Annotated in this window: 18 protein-coding genes and 1 tRNA gene; 10 read left to right on the top strand and 9 right to left on the bottom strand. The window is 70.8% G+C overall.

From position 1 onward, the window contains the following. Positions 1 to 76: 76 nt before the first annotated feature. Positions 77 to 799: a phosphotransferase gene (locus ACGFX4_RS08445; protein WP_393071210.1), complete on the top strand. Its 723-nt coding sequence runs from the start codon at positions 77 to 79 to the stop codon at positions 797 to 799. Positions 800 to 809: 10 nt separating this feature from the next. Here the strand turns inward: ACGFX4_RS08445 and ACGFX4_RS08440 are convergent, their stop codons facing one another. Further along, a complete protein-coding gene (locus tag ACGFX4_RS08440; RefSeq protein ID WP_393071209.1) occupies positions 810 to 1466 on the bottom strand; it encodes a phosphotransferase in 657 nt (218 codons plus the stop codon). A 67-nt stretch (positions 1467 to 1533) separates the two neighbouring features. Here ACGFX4_RS08440 and ACGFX4_RS08435 point away from each other — a divergent pair, with 67 nt between their 5' ends. Next, positions 1534 to 2025, top strand: coding sequence for an LURP-one-related/scramblase family protein (locus ACGFX4_RS08435; RefSeq protein ID WP_393071208.1), 492 nt, complete (start codon positions 1534 to 1536; stop codon positions 2023 to 2025). 45 nt (positions 2026 to 2070) lie between these two features. Continuing rightward, positions 2071 to 2493, top strand: a complete 423-nt coding sequence (locus tag ACGFX4_RS08430) for a DUF350 domain-containing protein (RefSeq protein WP_345698320.1) — start codon at positions 2071 to 2073, stop codon at positions 2491 to 2493. A 99-nt stretch (positions 2494 to 2592) separates the two neighbouring features. Here ACGFX4_RS08430 and ACGFX4_RS08425 read toward each other — a convergent pair whose 3' ends face one another. Both ACGFX4_RS08425 and ACGFX4_RS08420 read right to left on the bottom strand, forming a co-directional pair. Then, the gene (locus tag ACGFX4_RS08425) at positions 2593 to 3186 is read right to left on the bottom strand and encodes a GNAT family N-acetyltransferase (RefSeq protein WP_393071207.1); all 594 of its coding nucleotides are present in this window, start codon (positions 3184 to 3186) and stop codon (positions 2593 to 2595) included. An 83-nt stretch (positions 3187 to 3269) separates the two neighbouring features. Continuing rightward, a complete protein-coding gene (locus ACGFX4_RS08420) occupies positions 3270 to 4553 on the bottom strand; it encodes an adenylosuccinate synthase (protein ID WP_393071206.1) in 1284 nt (427 codons plus the stop codon). Between the two features lie 126 nt (positions 4554 to 4679). Here ACGFX4_RS08420 and ACGFX4_RS08415 point away from each other — a divergent pair, with 126 nt between their 5' ends. From ACGFX4_RS08415 to purM, 3 genes are all read left to right on the top strand, one after another. Continuing rightward, the gene (locus ACGFX4_RS08415) at positions 4680 to 5492 is read left to right on the top strand and encodes a diacylglycerol kinase (RefSeq protein ID WP_393071205.1); all 813 of its coding nucleotides are present in this window, start codon (positions 4680 to 4682) and stop codon (positions 5490 to 5492) included. Between the two features lie 162 nt (positions 5493 to 5654). Beyond that, positions 5655 to 7235, top strand: coding sequence for an amidophosphoribosyltransferase (purF, locus tag ACGFX4_RS08410; RefSeq protein WP_393071204.1), 1581 nt, complete (start codon positions 5655 to 5657; stop codon positions 7233 to 7235). 88 nt (positions 7236 to 7323) lie between these two features. Continuing rightward, on the top strand, positions 7324 to 8406 hold the full coding sequence (gene purM, locus ACGFX4_RS08405) for a phosphoribosylformylglycinamidine cyclo-ligase (RefSeq protein WP_393071203.1): 1083 nt from the start codon (positions 7324 to 7326) through the stop codon (positions 8404 to 8406). 74 nt (positions 8407 to 8480) lie between these two features. On the opposite strand, the gene ACGFX4_RS08400 is transcribed toward purM, so the two are convergent. Then, a complete protein-coding gene (locus ACGFX4_RS08400; RefSeq protein ID WP_393071202.1) occupies positions 8481 to 8726 on the bottom strand; it encodes a DUF3073 domain-containing protein in 246 nt (81 codons plus the stop codon). A 365-nt stretch (positions 8727 to 9091) separates the two neighbouring features. After that, a complete protein-coding gene (locus ACGFX4_RS08395; protein WP_393071201.1) occupies positions 9092 to 10252 on the bottom strand; it encodes a Glu/Leu/Phe/Val dehydrogenase dimerization domain-containing protein in 1161 nt (386 codons plus the stop codon). A gap of 164 nt (positions 10253 to 10416) precedes the next feature. Here ACGFX4_RS08395 and ACGFX4_RS08390 point away from each other — a divergent pair, with 164 nt between their 5' ends. Next, entirely contained in the window at positions 10417 to 11313 is an 897-nt protein-coding gene (locus ACGFX4_RS08390; protein WP_393071200.1) for a hypothetical protein, read from the top strand. Between the two features lie 498 nt (positions 11314 to 11811). After that, a complete protein-coding gene (bldC, locus tag ACGFX4_RS08385) occupies positions 11812 to 12018 on the top strand; it encodes a developmental transcriptional regulator BldC (protein ID WP_030459248.1) in 207 nt (68 codons plus the stop codon). Between the two features lie 322 nt (positions 12019 to 12340). Here the strand turns inward: bldC and ACGFX4_RS08380 are convergent. Both ACGFX4_RS08380 and hrpA read right to left on the bottom strand, forming a co-directional pair. Beyond that, positions 12341 to 12414 (bottom strand) — tRNA-Asp (locus ACGFX4_RS08380). Between the two features lie 117 nt (positions 12415 to 12531). Next, positions 12532 to 16497, bottom strand: a complete 3966-nt coding sequence (gene hrpA / locus ACGFX4_RS08375) for an ATP-dependent RNA helicase HrpA (protein ID WP_393071199.1) — start codon at positions 16495 to 16497, stop codon at positions 12532 to 12534. Between the two features lie 137 nt (positions 16498 to 16634). On the opposite strand from hrpA, the gene ACGFX4_RS08370 reads away from it, so the two are divergent. Next, entirely contained in the window at positions 16635 to 16979 is a 345-nt protein-coding gene (locus ACGFX4_RS08370) for a hypothetical protein (RefSeq protein ID WP_393071198.1), read from the top strand. A 32-nt stretch (positions 16980 to 17011) separates the two neighbouring features. Next, on the top strand, positions 17012 to 18133 hold the full coding sequence (locus ACGFX4_RS08365) for a hypothetical protein (protein WP_393071197.1): 1122 nt from the start codon (positions 17012 to 17014) through the stop codon (positions 18131 to 18133). A 40-nt stretch (positions 18134 to 18173) separates the two neighbouring features. Here the strand turns inward: ACGFX4_RS08365 and ACGFX4_RS08360 are convergent, their stop codons facing one another. Next, positions 18174 to 18821, bottom strand: coding sequence for a hypothetical protein (locus tag ACGFX4_RS08360; RefSeq protein ID WP_393071196.1), 648 nt, complete (start codon positions 18819 to 18821; stop codon positions 18174 to 18176). A gap of 115 nt (positions 18822 to 18936) precedes the next feature. Beyond that, on the bottom strand, positions 18937 to 19707 hold the full coding sequence (locus ACGFX4_RS08355; protein WP_393071195.1) for an alpha/beta fold hydrolase: 771 nt from the start codon (positions 19705 to 19707) through the stop codon (positions 18937 to 18939). Positions 19708 to 19718 lie beyond the last annotated feature (11 nt).

Genomic DNA, 19718 nt, shown 5'->3' with positions numbered 1-19718 from the left:
CTCCGGGGTGCCGCAGGGACGGGTCGAGGTGCCGGCGTGTGTCGCCGGGTTCGCGGGGGGTCGGCCGGTGCGGCCGGTGTGGCTGAACGGGACCGGCGGGTTGACCTTCGAGGTCGGCGCGGGGGCGGGCCGGCAGTTCGTGAAGTGGGCGCCGGCCGGCAGCGGGGTGGAGCTGTCGGCGGAGCTCGCGCGGCTGCGCTGGGCGGCCCGGTACGCGGTGGTGCCGGCGGTGGTGGCCGAGGGGGCGGACGCCTCCGGCTCGTGGATCGCCACCGACGGGCTGCCGGGCCGGTCGGCGGTGGACGAGCGCTGGCTGGCCGATCCGGCGACCGCGGTCCGGGTGATCGGCGAGGGCCTGCGGGTGCTGCACGACACGCTGCCGGTCGCGGACTGCCCGTTCGACTGGTCGGCCGAGGCACGGGTCGCGCAGGCGCACGCGCGCGCGGCCGCCGGGGCGGACGACGCGGCGAGCGCGGTCGACGAGGCCGTCCTCGAGGCCGGCGGCCGGGAGCGCGCGCTGGAGCTGCTCGCCGCGGTGCCGCTGGTGGAGCACCCGGTGGTCTGCCACGGCGACGCCTGTGCGCCGAACACGCTGCTCGCCGACGACGGCTCCCTCGCGGGCCACGTGGACCTCGGCTCGCTGGGGGTCGCCGACCGCTGGGCGGACCTGGCGGTGGCGACCTGGAACACGCGGTGGAACTACGGTCCGGGCTGGGAGCGGGCGCTGCTCGACGGGTACGGCATCGACCCGGACCCGGAGCGGATCCGCTACTACCGCCTGCTCTGGGAGCTGACGTAGCGCCAGGGGCTCAGCGCGCGGCCCGGATCAGCTCCAGGGCCTGCCCGAGGCCGGCGGTCTCCGCCTCCGTCAGGGTCGGGTTGGCCGCCCGGATCGCACGGACCTGTTCCAGCTGCCCTTCGGTCGGCGGCTCCAGCCGGCGCAGGAACGGGACGAGCAGGGCGCGGGCGAGCTCGGCGACGACCGGCATGGTGACGGCGGCCTGGGCGAGGATCAGCGCGGACATCGCCACGTCCAGGCCCGGTTCGCCCTCGCCGGCGGTGTCCCAGTCGATCACCACCGGGCCGCGCGGGGCGAGCATCACGTTCTCGGGGTGGAAGTCCAGGTGCAGGATCCGGTGCGCCGGGTCGGCGGAGTGCCGCGCGGGTATCGCGTGCAGCCGCCGCAGCAGGTCGGCGAGGAGCTCGCCGGCCTCCTCGGGGCCGGTGGTGCCGGAGGCGAGCGCCTCGCGCAGGGTGGGGCCGGCCAGCCGCTCCATGACCAGCTCGCCCGGTGCGGTGCCGGGCCACGCGGCGGCCACCGGGTAGTCGTGGCGGGCGAGATGGGCCATCACGGCGAGTTCGCCGGCGGTGTCGGAGCCGTCCCGGTAGCGCCGCAGCACCCGGCCGTCGTCCAGTGCGTACACGTCGGCCGTCCGGCCGACCCCCAACAACTCGCCGATCATCACGCCGGACAACCTAGCGGTCCGGCACGATGGGCGCAGCTATCAGGCGCGGGCCCCTCAGGAGGCGGCAGTGGCAGTGAAGTACGTGGTCAAGGAGAAGCTGCTCTCGATCGGTGACGACTACTGGATCGAGGACGGCGACGGCGAGAAGGCCTACCTGGTCGACGGCAAGGTGCTGCGGCTGCGCGACACCTTCGAGCTGAAGGACGTCAACGACGAGGTGGTGGCCGTCATCAAGGAGAAGGTGCTGACGGTCCGTGACGCGATGAAGATCGAGAACGCCGAGGGGGACGTGGTCGCGACCGTCCGCAAGAAGCTGTTCACACCGTTCCGCGACAAGTACCACGTGGAGCTGGAGGCGGGCGGCGAGCTGGAGGTGCACGGCGACCTGCTCGACAAGGAGTACCGGATCGAGTCGGACGGCGACCGGGTCGCCGAGGTCTCCCGCAAGTGGTTCCGGATCCGCGACACCTACGGGGTGGAGGTGGAGGAGGGCGCCGACGCGCCGCTGATGCTGGCGATCGCGGTCTGCCTGGACCGGATGGTCGAGCACAACGACTGACCGGTATCTTGTGCCGATCCTGGCGAGTGACGGAGGGGCCCGCAGATGAACGACATCATCCACCAGCTCGGCGAGGCGGCCGCCTACGGCGGTGTCGGCCTGGTGCTGCTGCTGCTCGGCGTCGGCCTGGTCGACGTACTGACGCCCGGCAAGCTGGGCCGGCAGATCTGGGTGGAGCGCAACCGCAACGCGGCCGTGGTGCTGAGCTCGGCGCTGCTGGCGATCGGCGGGATCGTCTTCACCGCGATCATCTCCACCTACCAGGAGTTCGGTAAGGGTCTGGCGGCGGCCGGCGTGTTCGGCCTGCTCGGCCTGGTGCTGCTGGCGGTGTCGTTCTGGGCGATCGACCTGTTCACCCCGGGCAAGCTGGGTGCGGTCCTGGTGGACCCGGAGCCGCACCCGGCGGTGTGGGTGACCGCCAGCACCAACCTGGCCGTCGCGGCGATCGTCTCGGCCGCGATCTACTGACGGTCGCCCACCGCGGGGCTCGGCCCACCGCGGGGCTCGGCCCACCGCGGGGCTCGGCCCACCGCCGAGCCCACCGCGGGGCCCGGCCCGGCGCGGGGCTCAGCCCGCCGCGAGGCGCTCGGTCAGCCGGGCCTTCGCGGCGGGCCACTCGTCGGCGAGCATCGAGAAGTACACGGTGTCCCGCCAGCTGCCGTCGGGGCGCCGCTTGGCGCGCCGGAAGGTGCCCTCGTAGCTGGCTCCGAGCCGCTGGATCGCGTTCTGCGAGCGCTCGTTGAGGTGGTCGGTCTTCCAGGAGACCCGGCCCATGCCGAGGTCCTCGAAGGCGTGGGTGAGCAGCAGCAGCTTGGACTCGGTGTTGACCGCCGTCCGCCATGCGGAGCGGGCGTACCAGGTGCCGCCGATCTCCACCTGCTCCTCGGCCGCGCTGGCGTCGAAGTAGCAGGTGACGCCGATCGCCCGCTCGGTGGCGAGGTCGACCACCGCGAACGGCAGGCAGGCCAGGTCGGCGAGCCGGGCGTCGGCGTACTCCGCCATCTGCTCCGGGGTGCGCGGCAGCGGCACCGGCACCCAGCGCCAGATCTCCTCGTCCCCGCCGCCGGCCAGGTGCAGGTCGGGGACGTGGGCGCGGGTGAGCGGCTCCAGCCGGACGTGCCGGCCGGTCAGGTACACGGGTGCGGGGAGCTTCGCGGTCATGCATGCCAACGTAGCCCCACTTTGCATTAGGTGCAATCAATATCTGCACTAGTGCAAAGTGGGGCTACGGGGTCGGGCGGCGGCTAGACGAAGGAGTTGATCTGGATCGTCTCGGTCCGGCCCGGGCCGACGCCGATGGCCGAGATCGGCGCGCCCGACATCTCCTCCAGCGCCTTCACGTAGGCCTGCGCGTTCTTCGGCAGGTCGGCGAAGGTCTGCGCCTTCGAGATGTCCTCGCTCCAGCCCGGGAGGTTCTCGTAGATCGGCTTCGCGTGGTGGAAGTCCGACTGGTTGTACGGGAGCTCCTCGACCCGGCGGCCGTCGATCTCGTACGCCACGCAGACCGGGATCTGCTCCCAGCCGGTCAGCACGTCCAGCTTGGTGAGGAAGAAGTCGGTCAGGCCGTTGACCCGGGTCGCGTAGCGGGCGATCACCGCGTCGAACCAGCCGCAGCGGCGGTCGCGGCCGGTGGTGACACCGCGCTCGCCGCCGATCCGGCGCAGCGCGTCGCCGTCGGCGTCCAGCAGCTCGGTCGGGAACGGGCCCGAGCCGACGCGGGTGGTGTACGCCTTCAGGATGCCGATGACCCGGTCGATCTTGGTCGGGCCGATGCCGGAGCCGGTGCAGGCGCCGCCGGAGGTCGGGTTCGACGAGGTGACGAACGGGTACGTGCCGTGGTCGACGTCCAGCAGGGTGCCCTGGCCGCCCTCCAGCAGGACGACCTTGTTCGCCTTCAGCGCCTCGTCCAGCACCAGGGTGGTGTCGGCGAGGAACGGCTTGATCTTGTCGGCGTAGCCCAGGTACTCCTCGAGCACCAGCTCGGCCGGGATGGCGCGGCGGTTGTAGAGCTTGACCAGGATCTGGTTCTTGTCGTGCAGCGCCGCCTCGATCTTCTGCTGGAGGATCGACTCGTCGAACAGGTCCTGCACCCGGATGCCCACGCGGTTGATCTTGTCCGCGTAGGTCGGGCCGATGCCGCGGCCGGTGGTGCCGATCCGGCGCTTGCCGAGGAAGCGCTCGGTGACCTTGTCCAGCGTCCGGTGGTACGGGGTGATCAGGTGGGCGTTGCCCGAGATCAGCAGCTTCGAGGTGTCGATGCCGCGCTCGTTCAGGCCGTTCAGCTCCGAGAGCAGCACGCCCGGGTCGATCACGACGCCGTTGCCGATCACCGGCACGACGTTCGGGCTCAGGATGCCGGAGGGCAGCAGGTGCAGGGCATACTTCTGGTCGCCGATGACCACCGTGTGACCGGCGTTGTTGCCGCCCTGGTAGCGGACGACGTAGTCGACGGAGCCGCCGAGCAGGTCGGTGGCCTTCCCCTTGCCCTCGTCTCCCCACTGGGCACCAACGAGCACGAGTGCCGGCACAGGCGTACACCCCTTCCGGTTGGGGCATCCTGCGTAGGCCGCAGTCTGACCCGAGATAGACGAAGCCCCTGGCGCAATAGCGCAAGGGGCTCTTGCACCGAGAGATTACCTGAGGAAGGACCGGTCGTGTCGTCCCTGTCCACGCCCGCATCCCAGCCCCCGGACCCCGACGCGCCCGGCCCGCTGCTGGTCCTCCTCGACCCGGCGGCCAAGCAGGCCGACGGAGAGTCGGTGCGGATCGCCAAGGACGTCCTCTGCGGCGGCGCGGACTGCAAGGTGGCGCTGCCCGAGTCGCCGTCCGAACTCGACCGGGTGCTGGAGCACCGCGGCCGGCGGCGCCCGGTGGTGATCGGGTCCGACCAGGCGCTCCAGCGGGTGCTCCAGGCGTTGCACCGGCAGCGCGAGTTGGGCGCCGACCCGATCGGCGTGGTCCCGGTCGGACGGCCCGCCGCCACCGCCGCCGCGCGGGGGCTCGGGGCGCCCGCCGAGCCGGTCGCGGCGGCCCGTGCGGTGCTCGGCGGCAGCCCGCGCAAGCTCGACCTGCTGGTGGACGACGGCGGCGGGGTGGTGCTCGCCGAGGTCCGCTTCACCGGCCCGCGGCTGGGCCGTCCGGGTGGCTGGCGTTCGCTATGGGCGAAATTGGCTGCGGCCGAGCAGGCGAAGGGCTCCCCGGTCGAGGAACTGCGGATCGAGGCGGACGGCCGGCTGCTGGCCGACGTCCACCAGGAGGTCGCCCGGCTGCGGCTGGGCCTGACCGGCGGGCTGATGGAGCTCTCGCTGCGCCTCGACGGCCGCCAGCAGCTGCACCGGGCGACCGCGCTGACCGTGGTGGGCCGGGGCTTCGGGTACGAAGCGGACGGCGTGCCGGTCGGCCCGGTCCGGCAGCGCACCTGGACGGTGCACGCCGACGCCTGGGCGCTGGTGCTGCCGATCGGGTGAGCAGGCTCACGTTTCTGCCGCCCGTCAACTGTGCGAACCCCTTGCGACAAGGGTGTGAAGTGGGTGGCCAGTTGGCGAAAAGTGCGGTAAGGGGTCGACTCTACGCGCGTCCGTCGACCGCCCTTTCGGGGTGGCGGAGCGACCTGCCCTAGACTCGAAGACGTGCCACGCGGTGACGGACGACTCAACCACGATCTTCTTCCCGGCGAGAAGGGCCCCCAGGACGCTTGCGGCGTCTTCGGGGTCTGGGCTCCCGGCGAGGAGGTCGCGAAGCTCTCGTACTTCGGCCTCTATGCCCTGCAGCACCGCGGACAGGAATCCGCGGGCATCGCAGTGAGCAACGGCTCCCAGATTCTGGTCTTCAAAGACATGGGGCTCGTCTCCCAGGTCTTCGACGAGACCGCCCTGGGGTCGTTGCACGGGCATATCGCCGTAGGACATGCCCGCTACTCGACAACAGGTTCCTCGGTCTGGGAGAACGCCCAGCCGACCTTCCGGGCGACCGCACACGGTTCGCTGGCCCTCGGCCACAACGGAAACCTGGTCAACACCGCCGAACTGGCGGCGATGGTCGCCGAGCTGCCCGGTGAGGAGCACATCTCGCGCTCCGGCCGGACCGCGGCGACCAACGACACCGACCTGGTGACCGCGCTGCTCGCCGGCCACCCGGACCTGTCCATCGAGGAGACCGCCCGGCAGATCCTGCCCAAGGTTCGCGGCGCCTTCTCGCTCGTCTTCATGGACGAGCACACCCTGTACGCCGCCCGCGACCCGCAGGGCATCCGCCCGCTGGTCCTGGGCCGCCTGGAGCGCGGCTGGGTGGTCGCCTCCGAGACGGCGGCGCTCGACATCTGCGGCGCCTCCTTCATCCGCGAGGTCGAACCCGGCGAGCTCATCGCCATCGACGAGAACGGCCTGCGCACCTCGCGCTTCGCCGAGGCCAAGCCCAAGGGCTGCGTCTTCGAGTACGTCTACCTCGCCCGCCCGGACACCAGCATCGCCGGCCGCAACGTGCACCTCTCGCGCGTCGAGATGGGCCGCCGCCTCGCCAAGGAGGCGCCCGTCGAGGCCGACCTGGTGATAGCGACCCCGGAGTCCGGCACCCCCGCTGCGATCGGCTACGCCGAGGCCAGCGGCATCCCGTACGGCTCCGGCCTGGTGAAGAACGCCTACGTCGGCCGCACCTTCATCCAGCCCAGCCAGACCATCCGGCAGCTCGGCATCCGGCTCAAGCTCAACCCGCTCAAGGAAGTCATCGCGGGCAAGCGGCTGGTCGTCGTGGACGACTCGATCGTCCGCGGCAACACCCAGCGCGCGCTGGTCAAGATGCTCCGCGAGGCCGGCGCGGCCGAGGTCCACATCCGGATCTCCTCGCCGCCGGTGAAGTGGCCCTGCTTCTTCGGCATCGACTTCGCCACCCGCGCGGAGCTGATCGCCAACGGCATGACCATCGAGGAGATCGGCCGCACGCTCGGCGCCGACTCGCTGGCGTACATCTCGATCGACGGCATGATCGAGGCCACCGCGCAGCCCAAGGACAAGCTGTGCCGGGCCTGCTTCGACGGGGAGTACCCGATGGAGCTGCCCGACCCGGCCCTGCTCGGCAAGCTGCTGCTGGAGGCCGAGATCGCCGGCGGCCAGGCCAAGCCCTCCGTCCGCGGCGGCAAGCCCACCAGTGACCTGGACGGCGTCCAGTCCCTGCTGGGCGGCGCGGGCGCGGCGGACGCGCTGCGACGCCCGTAAGCACGATGCAGTACCTGGGGGCGCGAGGCCAATCGACGAGCCTCGCGCCCCTGTCTGTTCCATCCCGATCGCGAAAGGGCTCACGAAAGTGACCAGCAACGAGAGCGGGGCGACCTACGCCGCCGCGGGTGTCGACATCGAGGCGGGCGACCGGGCCGTCGAGCTCATGAAGCAGTGGGTGAAGAAGGCGGACCGCCCCGAGGTGGTCGGCGGTCTCGGCGGGTTCGCCGGGCTCTTCGACGCCTCGGCCTTCAAGCGCTACGAGCGTCCGCTGCTGGCCACCGCCACCGACGGCGTGGGCACCAAGGTGGCCATCGCCCAGGCGATGGACAAGCACGACACCATCGGCCACGACCTGGTCGGCATGGTCGTCGACGACCTGGTGGTGTGCGGCGCCGAGCCGCTGTTCATGACCGACTACATCTGCGTCGGCAAGGTCGTGCCGGAGCGGGTCGCGGCGATCGTCAAGGGCATCGCCGAGGGCTGCACGCTGGCCGGCTGCGCGCTGGTCGGCGGCGAGACGGCGGAGCACCCGGGCCTGCTGGGCCCGGACGAGTACGACGTCGCGGGCGCGGGCACCGGTGTGGTGGAGGCGGACGCGCTGCTGGGCGCCGACCGCGTCCGGGCCGGCGACGTGGTGATCGCGATGGCCGCCAGCGGCCTGCACTCCAACGGCTACTCGCTGGTCCGGCACGTGCTGCTGAACCAGGCCGGCTGGTCGCTGGACCGCAAGGTGGAGGAGTTCGGCCGCACCCTCGGCGAGGAGCTGCTGGAGCCGACCCGGATCTACTCGCTGGACTGCCTGGCCCTCACCCGGGCCACCGAGATCCACGCCTTCTCGCACGTCACCGGCGGCGGCCTGGCGGCCAACCTGGCCCGGGTGATCCCGGCCGGCCTGCACGCCCGCCTGGACCGCGGCACCTGGACCCCGCTGCCGGTCTTCCAGACCGTGGCCAAGGTCGGCTCGATGCAGACCCTGGAGATCGAGAAGACGCTGAACATGGGCGTCGGCATGGTGGCCGTGGTCCCGCCGGAGTCGGTCGACGTGGTGATGTCGGTCCTGGAGGACCGCGGCGTCGAGGCGTGGCTGCTCGGCGACGTCGTGGACCGCACGGACGAGCACGACGGCGGCTCGGCGCTCTACAACGCGTACGAGGGCTTCGCGCTCTGATTCCGGCCCGTCAGCGGATACGCCGAAGACCGGTCCGGCACCCAGGGGTGCCGAACCGGTCTCCGGTCGAGCTGTCAGGCGCGACGGCGCGAGGAGTCGCTGTCGGCGTCCTCGCCGTCGTCCTCGTCGTCGTCGTACAGATTCGCGTACGCCGCGTAGGGGTCGTCCTCGTCCTCGTCCTCGATCGGCTCCGGCTCGATCGCGGTGGACGGAGATACGCCCAGCTCATGAGACAGACGATTGGCGTCGAACCCGCCGCTGTTGTACTTCAGCTCGCGGGCGACCTTCGTCTGCTTGGCCTTGGCCCGGCCGCGCCCCATGGGTCGACCCCCTCAACGATGGGGCTCACGGCCCCGAGTCTGACACGTGGTGATGATCAGGTCCGGCCCTGCCCGAAGTGGGAGAACCGTCCCTTGGAGCATTAACGGTACCTGTTTCCGCCGCCGGACGGTACGTCGCGAGTGTGACGTGGCGCGCACAGTCGCCCCCCCGAGCCAGGTCTGCCCTGGTCACAAGGGGAATATGGGGCTTTCGCAGGCTGCCCGGAGCTTTGCCGGGCCCGTCGTTCCTGCAGAGATTATCCCCCGAAGGAGGGCGCCGGATCGCCCGATCGGGCGACGAACTGAGAATCCGGTTCCACATCGTGATGCGAGGGGGCGGAGGGTGTCCGTCCCCTCGCGGAGGGTCAGGCCCGGCGGGCGGTCGGCAGCAGCACCGAACGGAGCGCGCTGATCTCGCGCATCCGCTTCTCGGCGAGCCGGTCAGCGGCCACCGCCGGCGGCACGCCGTCGGCCGCGGCCCGGGTGAAGATCTCCAGCGTGGTGTCGAAGATCTTCGTCGCCTTGTTCTTGGCGCGCTCGAAGTTGAAGCCCTCGATCTCGTCGGCGACCTGGATGACGCCGCCGGAGTTCACCAGGTAGTCGGGCGCGTAGAGGATGCCGCGGTCCGCCAGGTCCTTCTCCACGCCGGTGTGCGCCAGCTGGTTGTTGGCCGCGCCGCAGACGATCGAGGTGCCGGCCGCGCCGAGCGCCCCGACGGTGTGGTCGTCCAGCGCGCCGCCGAGGGCGCAGGGGGCGTAGACGTCCAGCGAGGCCTGCAGCAGGGCGGCGGTGTCGGCCGCGACCTCGACCTCGGGGTGGGCGGCCTTGACCCGGTTGATCGCCGCCTCGGAGACGTCGGTGATCACCACGGTGGCGCCGTCGGCGACCAGGTGGCCGACCAGGTAGTGGCCGACCTTGCCGACGCCGGCCACGCCGACCCGCCTGCCGCGCAGGGTGGGCTGGCCCCAGCGGGCCTGCGCGGAGGCGCGCATGCCCTGGAAGACGCCGAAGGCGGTCAGGATCGAGGAGTCGCCGGCGCCGCCGTGCTCCGGCGAGCGGCCGGTCACGAACTGGGTCTCGCGGGCCACCACGTCCATGTCCTGCACGTAGGTGCCCACGTCGCAGGCGGTGATGTAGCGGCCGCGCAGCGACTCGACGAAGCGGCCGTACGCGCGGAGCATCGCCTCGTTCTTGTCCTTGTTCGGGTCGCCGATGATCACGGCCTTGCCGCCGCCGAGGTCGAGACCGGCGAGGGCGTTCTTGTAGCTCATGCCGCGCGAGAGGTTCAGCGCGTCCTGGAGCGCCTCCTCCTCGGTCGCGTACGGGAAGAAGCGGGTGCCGCCGAGGGCCGGGCCGAGGGCGGTCGAGTGGATGGCGATGATCGCCTTGAGGCCGCTGGCACGGTCGTGGCAGAGGACGACCTGCTCGTGGCCGTCGCCGGGCGTGCCCTGCGGGTCGGTACCGAAGATCCTGCCGAGCACCCCGGGTGCGGGCACGGTGGCAGAAGCGGTGTGTACGTCGGTCACGGTGGTGACTCCAGTAATGAATGGCCCGCGGCTGTGGTGCGGGCGTCTGCCTCGAAGCCTAGTCCGGGGACCTCGAGCCTCGCTGCCTCCTGACGGTCCCTGAGACATAACGACCGAATCGCCGCGGCGGTACCCCTCCCCGCTCGCCCGCCGTGCGTGCGACGATGCCGAACGTGACCGTTGTGCGTACGTCGGTGCAGCCGCCCTACTCCGCCCACCTGCGCGTCTACGAGCCGCTGAGCGCCTGGCCGGAGCCGGAGCGCTCGCACTGGCAGGCCTATGCCGCCGAGCGGGGCCCGGACGCCGAGGACCGGGAGCCGGTCGCCGGGGCCGCGCTGGCCGAGCAGCGGGAGGCCCTCGCCGAGCTGCTGGCCCGCACCCCGCGGGCCCTGCCCGAGCAGGAGAGCGAGCAGGCCTTCGTGCGGCTGCTGGAGGGCACCCTGTACGTCTGCCCGCGGACCACCCGGCTGCGCAGCTGGCAGGCGCTGGAGGAGCTGCACCAGGAGCTTCCCGCGCACCTGCTGGACACCGTGCTGCCGCCGGCCGTGCGGGCCGCCGCGGAGGCCGACCGGCAGGCCTGGCGGGCCGACCACCCGGACGCCCGGCCGTGGATCCTCTCCAGCCGCTGGGAGGTCCCGGTGGGCTGGTTCCTGCCGTTCGGCGAGGAGGACCGCCGGTACGTGCCGCAGGGGGAGCAGGGGGAGGGGGAGCCGCCCACCGCGCCGGCGCTGTTCTACCTGACGCCGATGGTGCAGGCGCGCCGCCGGGTGGCGCGCGGCTACCGGGTGCTCAAGGAGCAGGTGCCGCGCGGCCCGCTGGTGCGGGGCGCCGAGCGGGTCGGGCGCTGGCTGGAGGAGTTCCACCCCCGCTCGCTGGTCGAGCTGGACTACGGCGGCCTGGTGCACCTGCTGGGCGACCGGCTGGCGGGCGAGCGCTCGGTGGCCGAGCTGGCGGACGGCCTGGGCGCGCTGCGGGCCGGCGACGGCGCCGAGGCGCTGCGTGCGTACGAGTCGCTGACCGGGCGGTGGCGGAAGCTGCTGGCACTGCGCCAGGCGAGCTGAGCGACCCGCCGGGCGGGGCCTCTGAGCTGGCCTGATGCGGGGTCAGAAAGATGTGCTGGCCGAATGTCAGTGCGAGGGGTGAGGATGGTCTGTACCTTCCCCGCGATGTTCGGGACCATGGTCCCGGTTCGGGTCAATAGGTCCCGAACGTGACACTACTCACCGTTGACGCGAAGTCACCCCTATGTGCCAAAATGGGACAACCAGCCCAAGTTCACTCAGGTGGAGCGAGTTCGGGATCCGTAACCGGATGTCATCACCGTGTGACTGTCCGTTATGGGATGGTCCATGGCCATCCGTCGCTCTTGAACCCGTGAGGGGTCAATTTTGACGGTTTGGTCGTTGGCTCTGGACGGATGGTGTAGTTGTAGACACCAGGACAAGCCGTTCGTCCTATAACCGACTCGGCCCGTCTGTGCCATTTCGGGCATCGCGGGTCAAGGTGCAGAATTTGAAGGATAGAACCGCCCTGGTTCGGTTCTCCCGAGGAGGCCGCTCATGACCGCTCGTACCCCTGACGCTGAGCCCCTGCTGACGCCGGCAGAGGTCGCCACCATGTTCCGCGTGGACCCCAAGACGGTGACCCGCTGGGCCAAGGCAGGCAAGCTCACGTCCATCCGGACCCTCGGCGGCCACCGCCGCTACCGCGAGGCGGAGGTGCGCGCCCTGCTGGCCGGTATTCCGGCCCAGCGCACCGAGGTCTGACGCTTAAGGCTTTCTCTGAAGGGGCCGCATCCCTGACTCCGCCGGGTCGGGGGCGCGGCCCCTTCGGCATGCCGGAATCCGGGATTCCAGGAGGGCTCGTGGGGGTGGGGGGAATTACAGTGAATAGCGGTACAATTTTATATATTAAATTGTGGGTCTTCCGGGGATGCCGTGTGATGACCCGCCCCAGGAAAAGATAAGTGACGACCGTCACATATTCGTGATCTTGCGATCCGGTGCACGTGTGGGTAGAAGCTGACCGACCGTCAGCGACAACGAAGAAGGCCCGGAACCTTTCGGCTCCGGGCCTTCCCCTGTACTGCGATCCCGACGGGACTTGAACCCGCGACCTCCACCTTGACAGGGTGGCGAGCTAACCAACTGCTCCACGGGACCAGTGATCTGATCCTTGTCCGCCTGCTCTCGCCTGCGAACAAGACAGATCGTACTGCATCCCGACCCCCCAGGTAAAACCGGGTGCCGGGGGTCCGGTCCGGGGGGTCGGGCGGGCGGTCAGAGAGTGGCCGCGGCCGCGTCCATCGCCTTGAGGATCCGCTTCTCCGAGACCGGGCTCGGCGTGCCCAGCCCCTGGGCGAAGAAGCTCACCCGCAGCTCCTCGATCATCCAGCGGATCGCCCGGACCTCCGGGGACGGCTCCCGGCCGGCCGGCACCCGGGCGAGCAGCTCGCCGTACGCCTGCTGCACCGCCTGGACCTTCTGCAGGTGCTGCAGGTCGCGCTGCGGGTGGTTGGGCAGCGCCTCCAGGCGCCGGTCCACCGCCAGCAGGTAGCGCTTGAGGTCGGGCAGCCGCTGCCAGCCCGTCCCGGTGACGAAGCCGGCGTGCACCAGCGAGGTGAGGTGCAGCTTGACGTCGTTCACCGCGGTCAGCAGCACCGGGCTGGAGACCGACTTCAACCGGGTGGACGCCTTGTGGAAGGCGATCAGCGCGGTCGCGGTCTTCAGGGTGGTGTCCGCCGACAGCTCGTACAGGTCGGCGCGGACCTGGTCGTACAGCTTGGTGAAGCTGTCCTGGTCCCAGGCCGGGCCGCCGTGCAGCGTCATCAGCCGGTCGGTGGCCGCCGACACGATGTCCTCGAAGAGGGCCGGGATCGAGCCGTGCGGGTTGTACGAGAGGGCCAGCTTCGCCTGGTTGCCCAGGCGGCCCTGGATCGACTTGGCGGGCGAGTTGACCTGGAGCATCAGCAGCCGGCGGGTGCCCGCCCACATCGCCTCCTGCTGGGCCTCCGGGGTGTCGAACAGCTTGATCGCCACCGCGTCCCGCTGGTCCACCAGCGCCGGGTAGGCGCGCAGCGAGTGGCCCCGGGAGCGCTGCTCGAAGGTGCGCTGCAGCAGCGGCAGGTCGGCCGGCCAGGCGCTCAGCCCGGTCCGCTCGATGCCGCGGCCGGAGGCGGCCGAGGAGAGCGTCTCGGAGAGCTGGGGCTGGAGCTTGCGGCGCAGCTCCTCCAGGTCCTTGGACTCGGCCAGCCTCTTCTTGCCGTCCACCACCCGGAAGGTCACCTTGAGGTGCTCCGGGACGCGCTCGTCGTCCCACGCCTCCGGCGGGATCGGGATGCCCGACATCCGGTGCAGCACCCGCTCCAGGGTCGGCAGCAGCGGCTCCTGGCGGTCCTTCATCTCGCGCAGCGCGGCCCGGGCGTGGTCCGGGGCCGGGACGAAGTTGCGGCGGACCGCCTTGGGCAGTGCCCGGATGTAGGCGGTCACCAGCTCCTCCCGCAGGCCCGGGATCTGCCAGTCGAAGCCCTCCGAGGTGACCTGGTTGAGCACCGGCAGCGGGATGTGGACGGTCACGCCGTCCGCGTCGCTGCCCGGCTCGAACTGGTACGTCAGCTGGAAGCGCAGCTTGCCCTGCTGCCAGTGGTCCGGGTAGTCCGCCTCGGTGACCCCGTCGGCCGACTCGTTGATCAGCATCGACTTCTCGAAGTTCAGCAGGTCCGGCTGGTCGTGCCGGGCCTTCTTCCACCAGGAGTCGAAGTGCCGGGTGGAGACGATCTCCTCCGGCAGGCGGGAGTCGTAGAAGTCGAACAGGGTCTGGTCGTCCACCATGATGTCCCGGCGGCGGGCCCGGTTCTCCAGCTCCTCGACCTCGGAGAGCAGCCGACGGTTCTCGCCGAAGAACTTGTGGTGGGTCTCCCAGTCGCCCTCCACCAGGGCGTTGCGGATGAACAGCTCCCGGCACAGCTCCGGGTCGATCCGGCCGTAGTTCACCTTGCGCTGGGCCACCACCGGCATCCCGTACAGGGTGACCTTCTCGAACGCCATCACGGCGCCGGCCTTCTTCTCCCAGTGCGGCTCGCTGTAGGTGCGCTTGATCAGGTGGCCGGCCAGCGGCTCCACCCACTCCGGCTCGATCTTGGCGTTGATCCGGGCCCACAGCCGGGAGGTCTCCACCAGCTCGGCGGACATCACCCAGCGCGGCGGCTTCTTGAACAGGCCCGAGCCCGGGAAGACCGCGAACCGGGCGCCCCGGGCGCCGGCGTACTCGCGCTTCTCCACGTCGAACAGGCCGATGTGGGAGAGCAGGCCGGAGAGCAGCGCCTGGTGGATCCGGTCGGCGTCCGGCTCGGCGTCGTCCCTCGGCTCGTCGATGGTGACGCCCAGCTGCTTGGCGACCGTGCGCAGCTGGGTGTAGACGTCCTGCCACTCCCGTATCCGCAGGTAGTTCAGGAACTCCGACTTGCACATCCGGCGGAAGGCCGAGGAGGAGAGCTCCTTCTGCTGCTCGCGGACGTACCGCCACATCGCCAGGAAGGCGAGGAAGTCCGAGGTCTCGCTGTTGAACCGGCGGTGCCGGTCGTCGGCGGCCTGGCGCTTCTCCGCGGGGCGCTCGCGCGGGTCCTGGATGGAGAGCGCGGCGGCGATCACCATCACGTCCCGGACGCAGCCGAGCCGGTCCGCCTCCAGGACCATCCGGGCCATCCGGGGGTCGACCGGGAGCTGGGCGAGCCGGCGGCCGAGCGGGGTGAGCCGCTTGCGGTGGTCCTTCTCCTCCGGGTCGAGGGCGCCGAGCTCGTGCAGCAGGTGCACGCCGTCGCGGATGTTGCGGGAGTCCGGCGGGTCCAGGAACGGGAAGGCCGCGATGTCGCCGAGGCCGGCGGCGGTCATCTGGAGGATGACGGACGCCAGGTTGGTGCGCAGGATCTCCGCGTCGGTGAACTCGGGACGGGAGAGGAAGTCCTCCTCCGAGTACAGCCGGATGCAGATGCCGTCGCTGGTCCGGCCGCAGCGGCCCTTGCGCTGGTTGGCGCTGGCCTGGCTGACCGCCTCGATCGGCAGGCGCTGGACCTTGGTGCGGTGGCTGTAGCGCGAGATCCGGGCGGTGCCCGGGTCGATCACGTACTTGATGCCCGGCACGGTCAGCGAGGTCTCGGCGACGTTGGTCGCCAGGACGATCCGGCGGGAGTTGGAGCGCTGGAAGACCCGGTGCTGCTCGGCGGAGGAGAGCCGGGCGTAGAGCGGCAGTACCTCGGTGAACTTCAGTTTCATTTTGGTCAGCGCGTCGGCGGTGTCGCGGATCTCGCGCTCGCCGGAGAGGAAGACCAGGATGTCGCCGGGGCCCTCGGCCTGCAGCTCCTCGACCGCGTCGCAGATCCCCTGGATCTGGTCCCGGTCGCGGTCGACCTCTTCCTCTTCGGTGGCGTCGTCGTCCAGCAGCGGCCGGTAGCGGACCTCGACCGGATAGGTGCGGCCCGACACCTCGACGATCGGGGCGTCGCCGAAGTGCTCGGCGAAGCGCTCCGGGTCGATGGTGGCGGAGGTGATCACGACCTTGAGGTCGGGCCGCCGGGGCAGCAGCTGCTTGAGGTAGCCGAGCAGGAAGTCGATGTTGAGGCTGCGCTCGTGCGCCTCGTCGATGATCAGGGTGTCGTACTGGCGCAGCTCGCGGTCGGTCTGGATCTCGGCGAGCAGGATGCCGTCGGTCATCAGCTTGACCAGGGTGTCCGGGCCGACCTGGTCGGTGAAGCGGACCTTCCAGCCGACCGCCTCGCCGAGCGGGGTGTCCAGCTCCTCGGCGACCCGGTCGGCGACCGTGCGGGCCGCGATCCGGCGGGGCTGGGTGTGCCCGACCAGGCCGCGGACACCGCGGCCCAGCTCCAGGCAGATCTTCGGGATCTGGGTGGTCTTGCCGGAGCCGGTCTCACCGGCCACGATCACCACCTGGTGGTCGCGGATCGCGGCGAGGATCTCGTCCTTCTTCTGGCTGACCGGGAGCTCGGCCGGGTAGCGGATCTCCGGGACGGCGGCGCGGCGCTGCTCGACCCGCAGCTCGGCCCGGGCGACCTCGGCGGCCAGCTCGGTGGCGATCTTCGTACGGGCCTCGGGGTTGCGGACCCGGCGGCTGCCGTCCAGCCGGCGGCCGATCCGCTGCTGGTCGCGCAGCATCAGTTCGGGCAGCCGGGCGGCCAGCTCCGCGAGGGTGGGGACGGGCTGCTGGTCGACGGGAGAACTCACTGCGGGCATCCCTCTAGGTTGCAAGGAGGTGTGCCCCGGGCGCACCTCGGTTTTCGAGCCCTTCCAGTGTCACAGAACAGGAGTCCTACCTACGGCGGTGGGATAGCCTGTTTGATTGTCTGTTCGGATCAGTCGGGGGAGTGATCATGGGGATCCTGGGCGACCTCAAGAACCTGGCCGGGGATGTGGTGCAGCTCGGCGAGGACATCGTCATGGCGCCGTCGGAGATCGCGCACTGGGCGCTGGGCAAGATGTTCGGCGATCCGGACGCGGAGCTGAACAAGATCGCCGGGGAGCTGGCCGAGCTCGGCCGGCAGGTCGAGGGGCTCGGCAAGGAGGTCGGCCAGACGCTGTCCTCGCTGACCTGGCACGGTCCGGCGTCGGACGCGTTCACCGCGCACGCCCAGGGCCGGATCAAGCAGCTGAACGGTGTGGCCGACGAGCTGTCGGAGCTGAGCCAGGCGGTCAAGCGCCTGGCCGACGTGCTCTGAGCCGGCCGGGTCCACGGGGGAGGGAACATCAGATGGCAGATCAGTTCGGCTACCAGATAGCCGAGTTGCAGAAGATCCAGCGGGACTTCCGGACGCTCGCCGAGCGGATGGCGAAGATGACCGAGCAGGTCGGCCACATCAAGCAGGTGGTGGCCACCGCGGCGGCGGCGGACGTTTGGTCCAGCCAGTTCTCCGGCATCCTGGGCTTCGCCTCGGTCGTCACCGACGTGGTGCAGAGCGTCAAGGCGGTCGAGTCCAAGGCGGACCATCTCCAGGCGACCAAGGAGGAGCTGACCAAGGGCCTCGCCCAGGACCTGGAGAAGATCCAGCGGGTGATCGCCGAGTACCAGGCCGCCGAGAAGAGGATCGCCGAGGAGGTGGGCGGCCAGCACCAGGGCCAGGAGAAGCCCAAGCCCCCGCAGACCGGCATCGACTCCGCCGGCGGCAACCATGGCGGCGGCGACAACGGCGGTGGCAACAACGGTGGCGGCGGCCAGCACCAGACCCCGCAGTCGCCCAAGGACCACGGCGGCCACGACACCAGCGGCAACGACGGCTCGGGCGTCACCCTCCGGCCCGGCGGCAAGCACGACGGCCCGAAGATCAAGGACCGCTCCACCGGCGAGTGGCAGACCCACATCAACGGTCGGAACTGGGAGGACTGGCCCGCCAACTCGCACAGCCACGCGCATCCGACCAACGGCCACGGCGCCGGGCCGCTGGCCCAGCCGAAGCTGGAGGGCGTCTCCGACGAGCGCCGGGCGATGGTCGAGCGGGCCATGGAGCGGGTGGACCGCAAGCTGGGCTACAGCCAGGGTGCGATCACCAACGGGTACCGGGTGGACTGCTCCGGGTTCGTCTCCGCCGCGTGGGGCCTGAACCCGGCGGGCGGCGGCACCTCGACCGGCCCGCTGATCAGCGAGTCCGCCGGGATCGCCCACCACATCCCGCGGGACTCGATGCTTCCGGGCGACGCGATGGTGATCCACCAGAACGGCGGCTCGCAGCACGTCGTGCTGTTCGGCGGCTGGGCGAATGCGAGCCACACCGAGATGATCATTCTGGAGGACAGCGGCAGCCAGGGCTGTGTGTCCCGAAAGGTCGACACCTCCGACTTCGACCGGTACACGCCCATCCGCAAGAACGGGATGTAGCGGGAGGGCGGGGCCCCGGTGCGGGGCCCCGCCCTCGGTGTCAGTCCACGATCTCCCAGGTCTCGTGCATCGAGGTGATCACGCCGCTCGCGTCGGTGGTGTAGATGAAGATCGCCCCGCACTCCAGGCCGGCCGGTCGGCCGTCGGGCTCGGGGAAGTCGTGGCAGAGCTTGTTCGCCCGCGCGAACTCCGCGAAGGCGACTTTCTTCGCCTCGTACCGCGGGTACTCCCGGCTGATGGACTTGGCGAACACGATGATCGAGGCGTTGGCCGCGACCTTGAACGCGGTTTCGGGGCCGATGTCCAGCTGCCGCCCGTACGGGGAGCAGGTGACCTTCTTCTTGGCGCCGTTGATCTGTCCCGGGGCCGTGGAGTTGACCACGAGGACGGAGCGCGTCCGGTAGTACTCCGTGCAGCCCTTCACGTCCATGCTGGCCTTCTCGAACGCTGCTTCCTCGGCCGGGCTGACGGCCTCACCTGCGAAGGCGAAAGCGGATGCGGCGGGCGAGGCGCCGGCGGACTTGGGCGCTGCAGTGCCGGCGGAGGCCGCGGAGGAGGCGGCGGGCGGCGGGGCGGCCTGGGTGGTCTTGGTGCCGGTGGTGGACGGGGTGTCGTCCGGGCCACAGGCGGTGGCGGTCAGCGCGACGGCGAGCAGCGTTGCGGTGGCGCCGAGTTGACGGATGTTCATGCTGAGGGATCCCCCCGATCGAGACAGCAGTGACGGTTGGAGAACCTACCAACCCGCTGCGTGACCGGGACGACCGGAGCCCCGGGCCGCGCACGGCCCGGGGCATCGCGGCAGGTCAGGCGGTGAACTTCCGGACCAGCCCGACGAACTCGTCGGTCTTCTCGAAGACGACCACGTGGCCGCTCTCCAGCTCCTCGAAGCGGGCGCCGGCGATGCCGTCGGCCAGCTCGCGGGTGAGGCCGAACGGCACGGTGCCGTCCTTGGTGCAGCCGATCACCAGGGTCTCGGCGGTGATCTGCGGCAGCAGCTCGCGGATGTCGGTGCGCAGGTTGACCGCGATGTGGCGCAGCGCACCCTCGGTCGGCTGGTTGCCGGCCATGATGCCGGCCAGCACCTCGGGGCCGATGGCGTTCATGAAGTCGCGGCTGAACGCGGTGAGCGTGCCGAAGCGGCCGAAGCTCTCCGGGTCGTCCTTGAGCGCGGCCCAGGTGGTCATGTGGGTGGAGAGGTACGCGTCGTCCGGGCGGGCCCAGCCGGCGGTCAGCACCAGGCGGCGGACCAGGTCCGGGCGCAGCGCCGCGACGGTCGCGGAGACCACCGCGCCGAGCGAGAAGCCGACCAGGTCGACCGGCCCGCCCTGGGCCTCGATCACCGCGATGATCTGCTCGGCGAGGATCTCGACGGTCAGCTCGCCGCCGTCGTCGACGGTCTCGCCGCAGCCGGCGAAGTCGGGCAGCACGACGGTGCGGTCGGCCGTGAACTGCTCGACCAGGTGGCCGAAGGTGCCCTGGGCACCGAAGCCGGTGCCGTGGACGAAGACCAGGCCCGGGCCCGATCCGGCCACCTGGTAGGACACGGTGGCGGTGCCTGCGGAAACGGTAGGCATGGGGTTTCGCT

It is taken from the genome of Kitasatospora sp. NPDC048365 (genome assembly GCF_043200835.1).
Taxonomy (GTDB): domain Bacteria; phylum Actinomycetota; class Actinomycetes; order Streptomycetales; family Streptomycetaceae; genus Kitasatospora; species Kitasatospora terrestris.
Note: the sequence above shows the minus strand (reverse complement) of the source record. Positions and strands in the feature narration are given on the sequence as shown.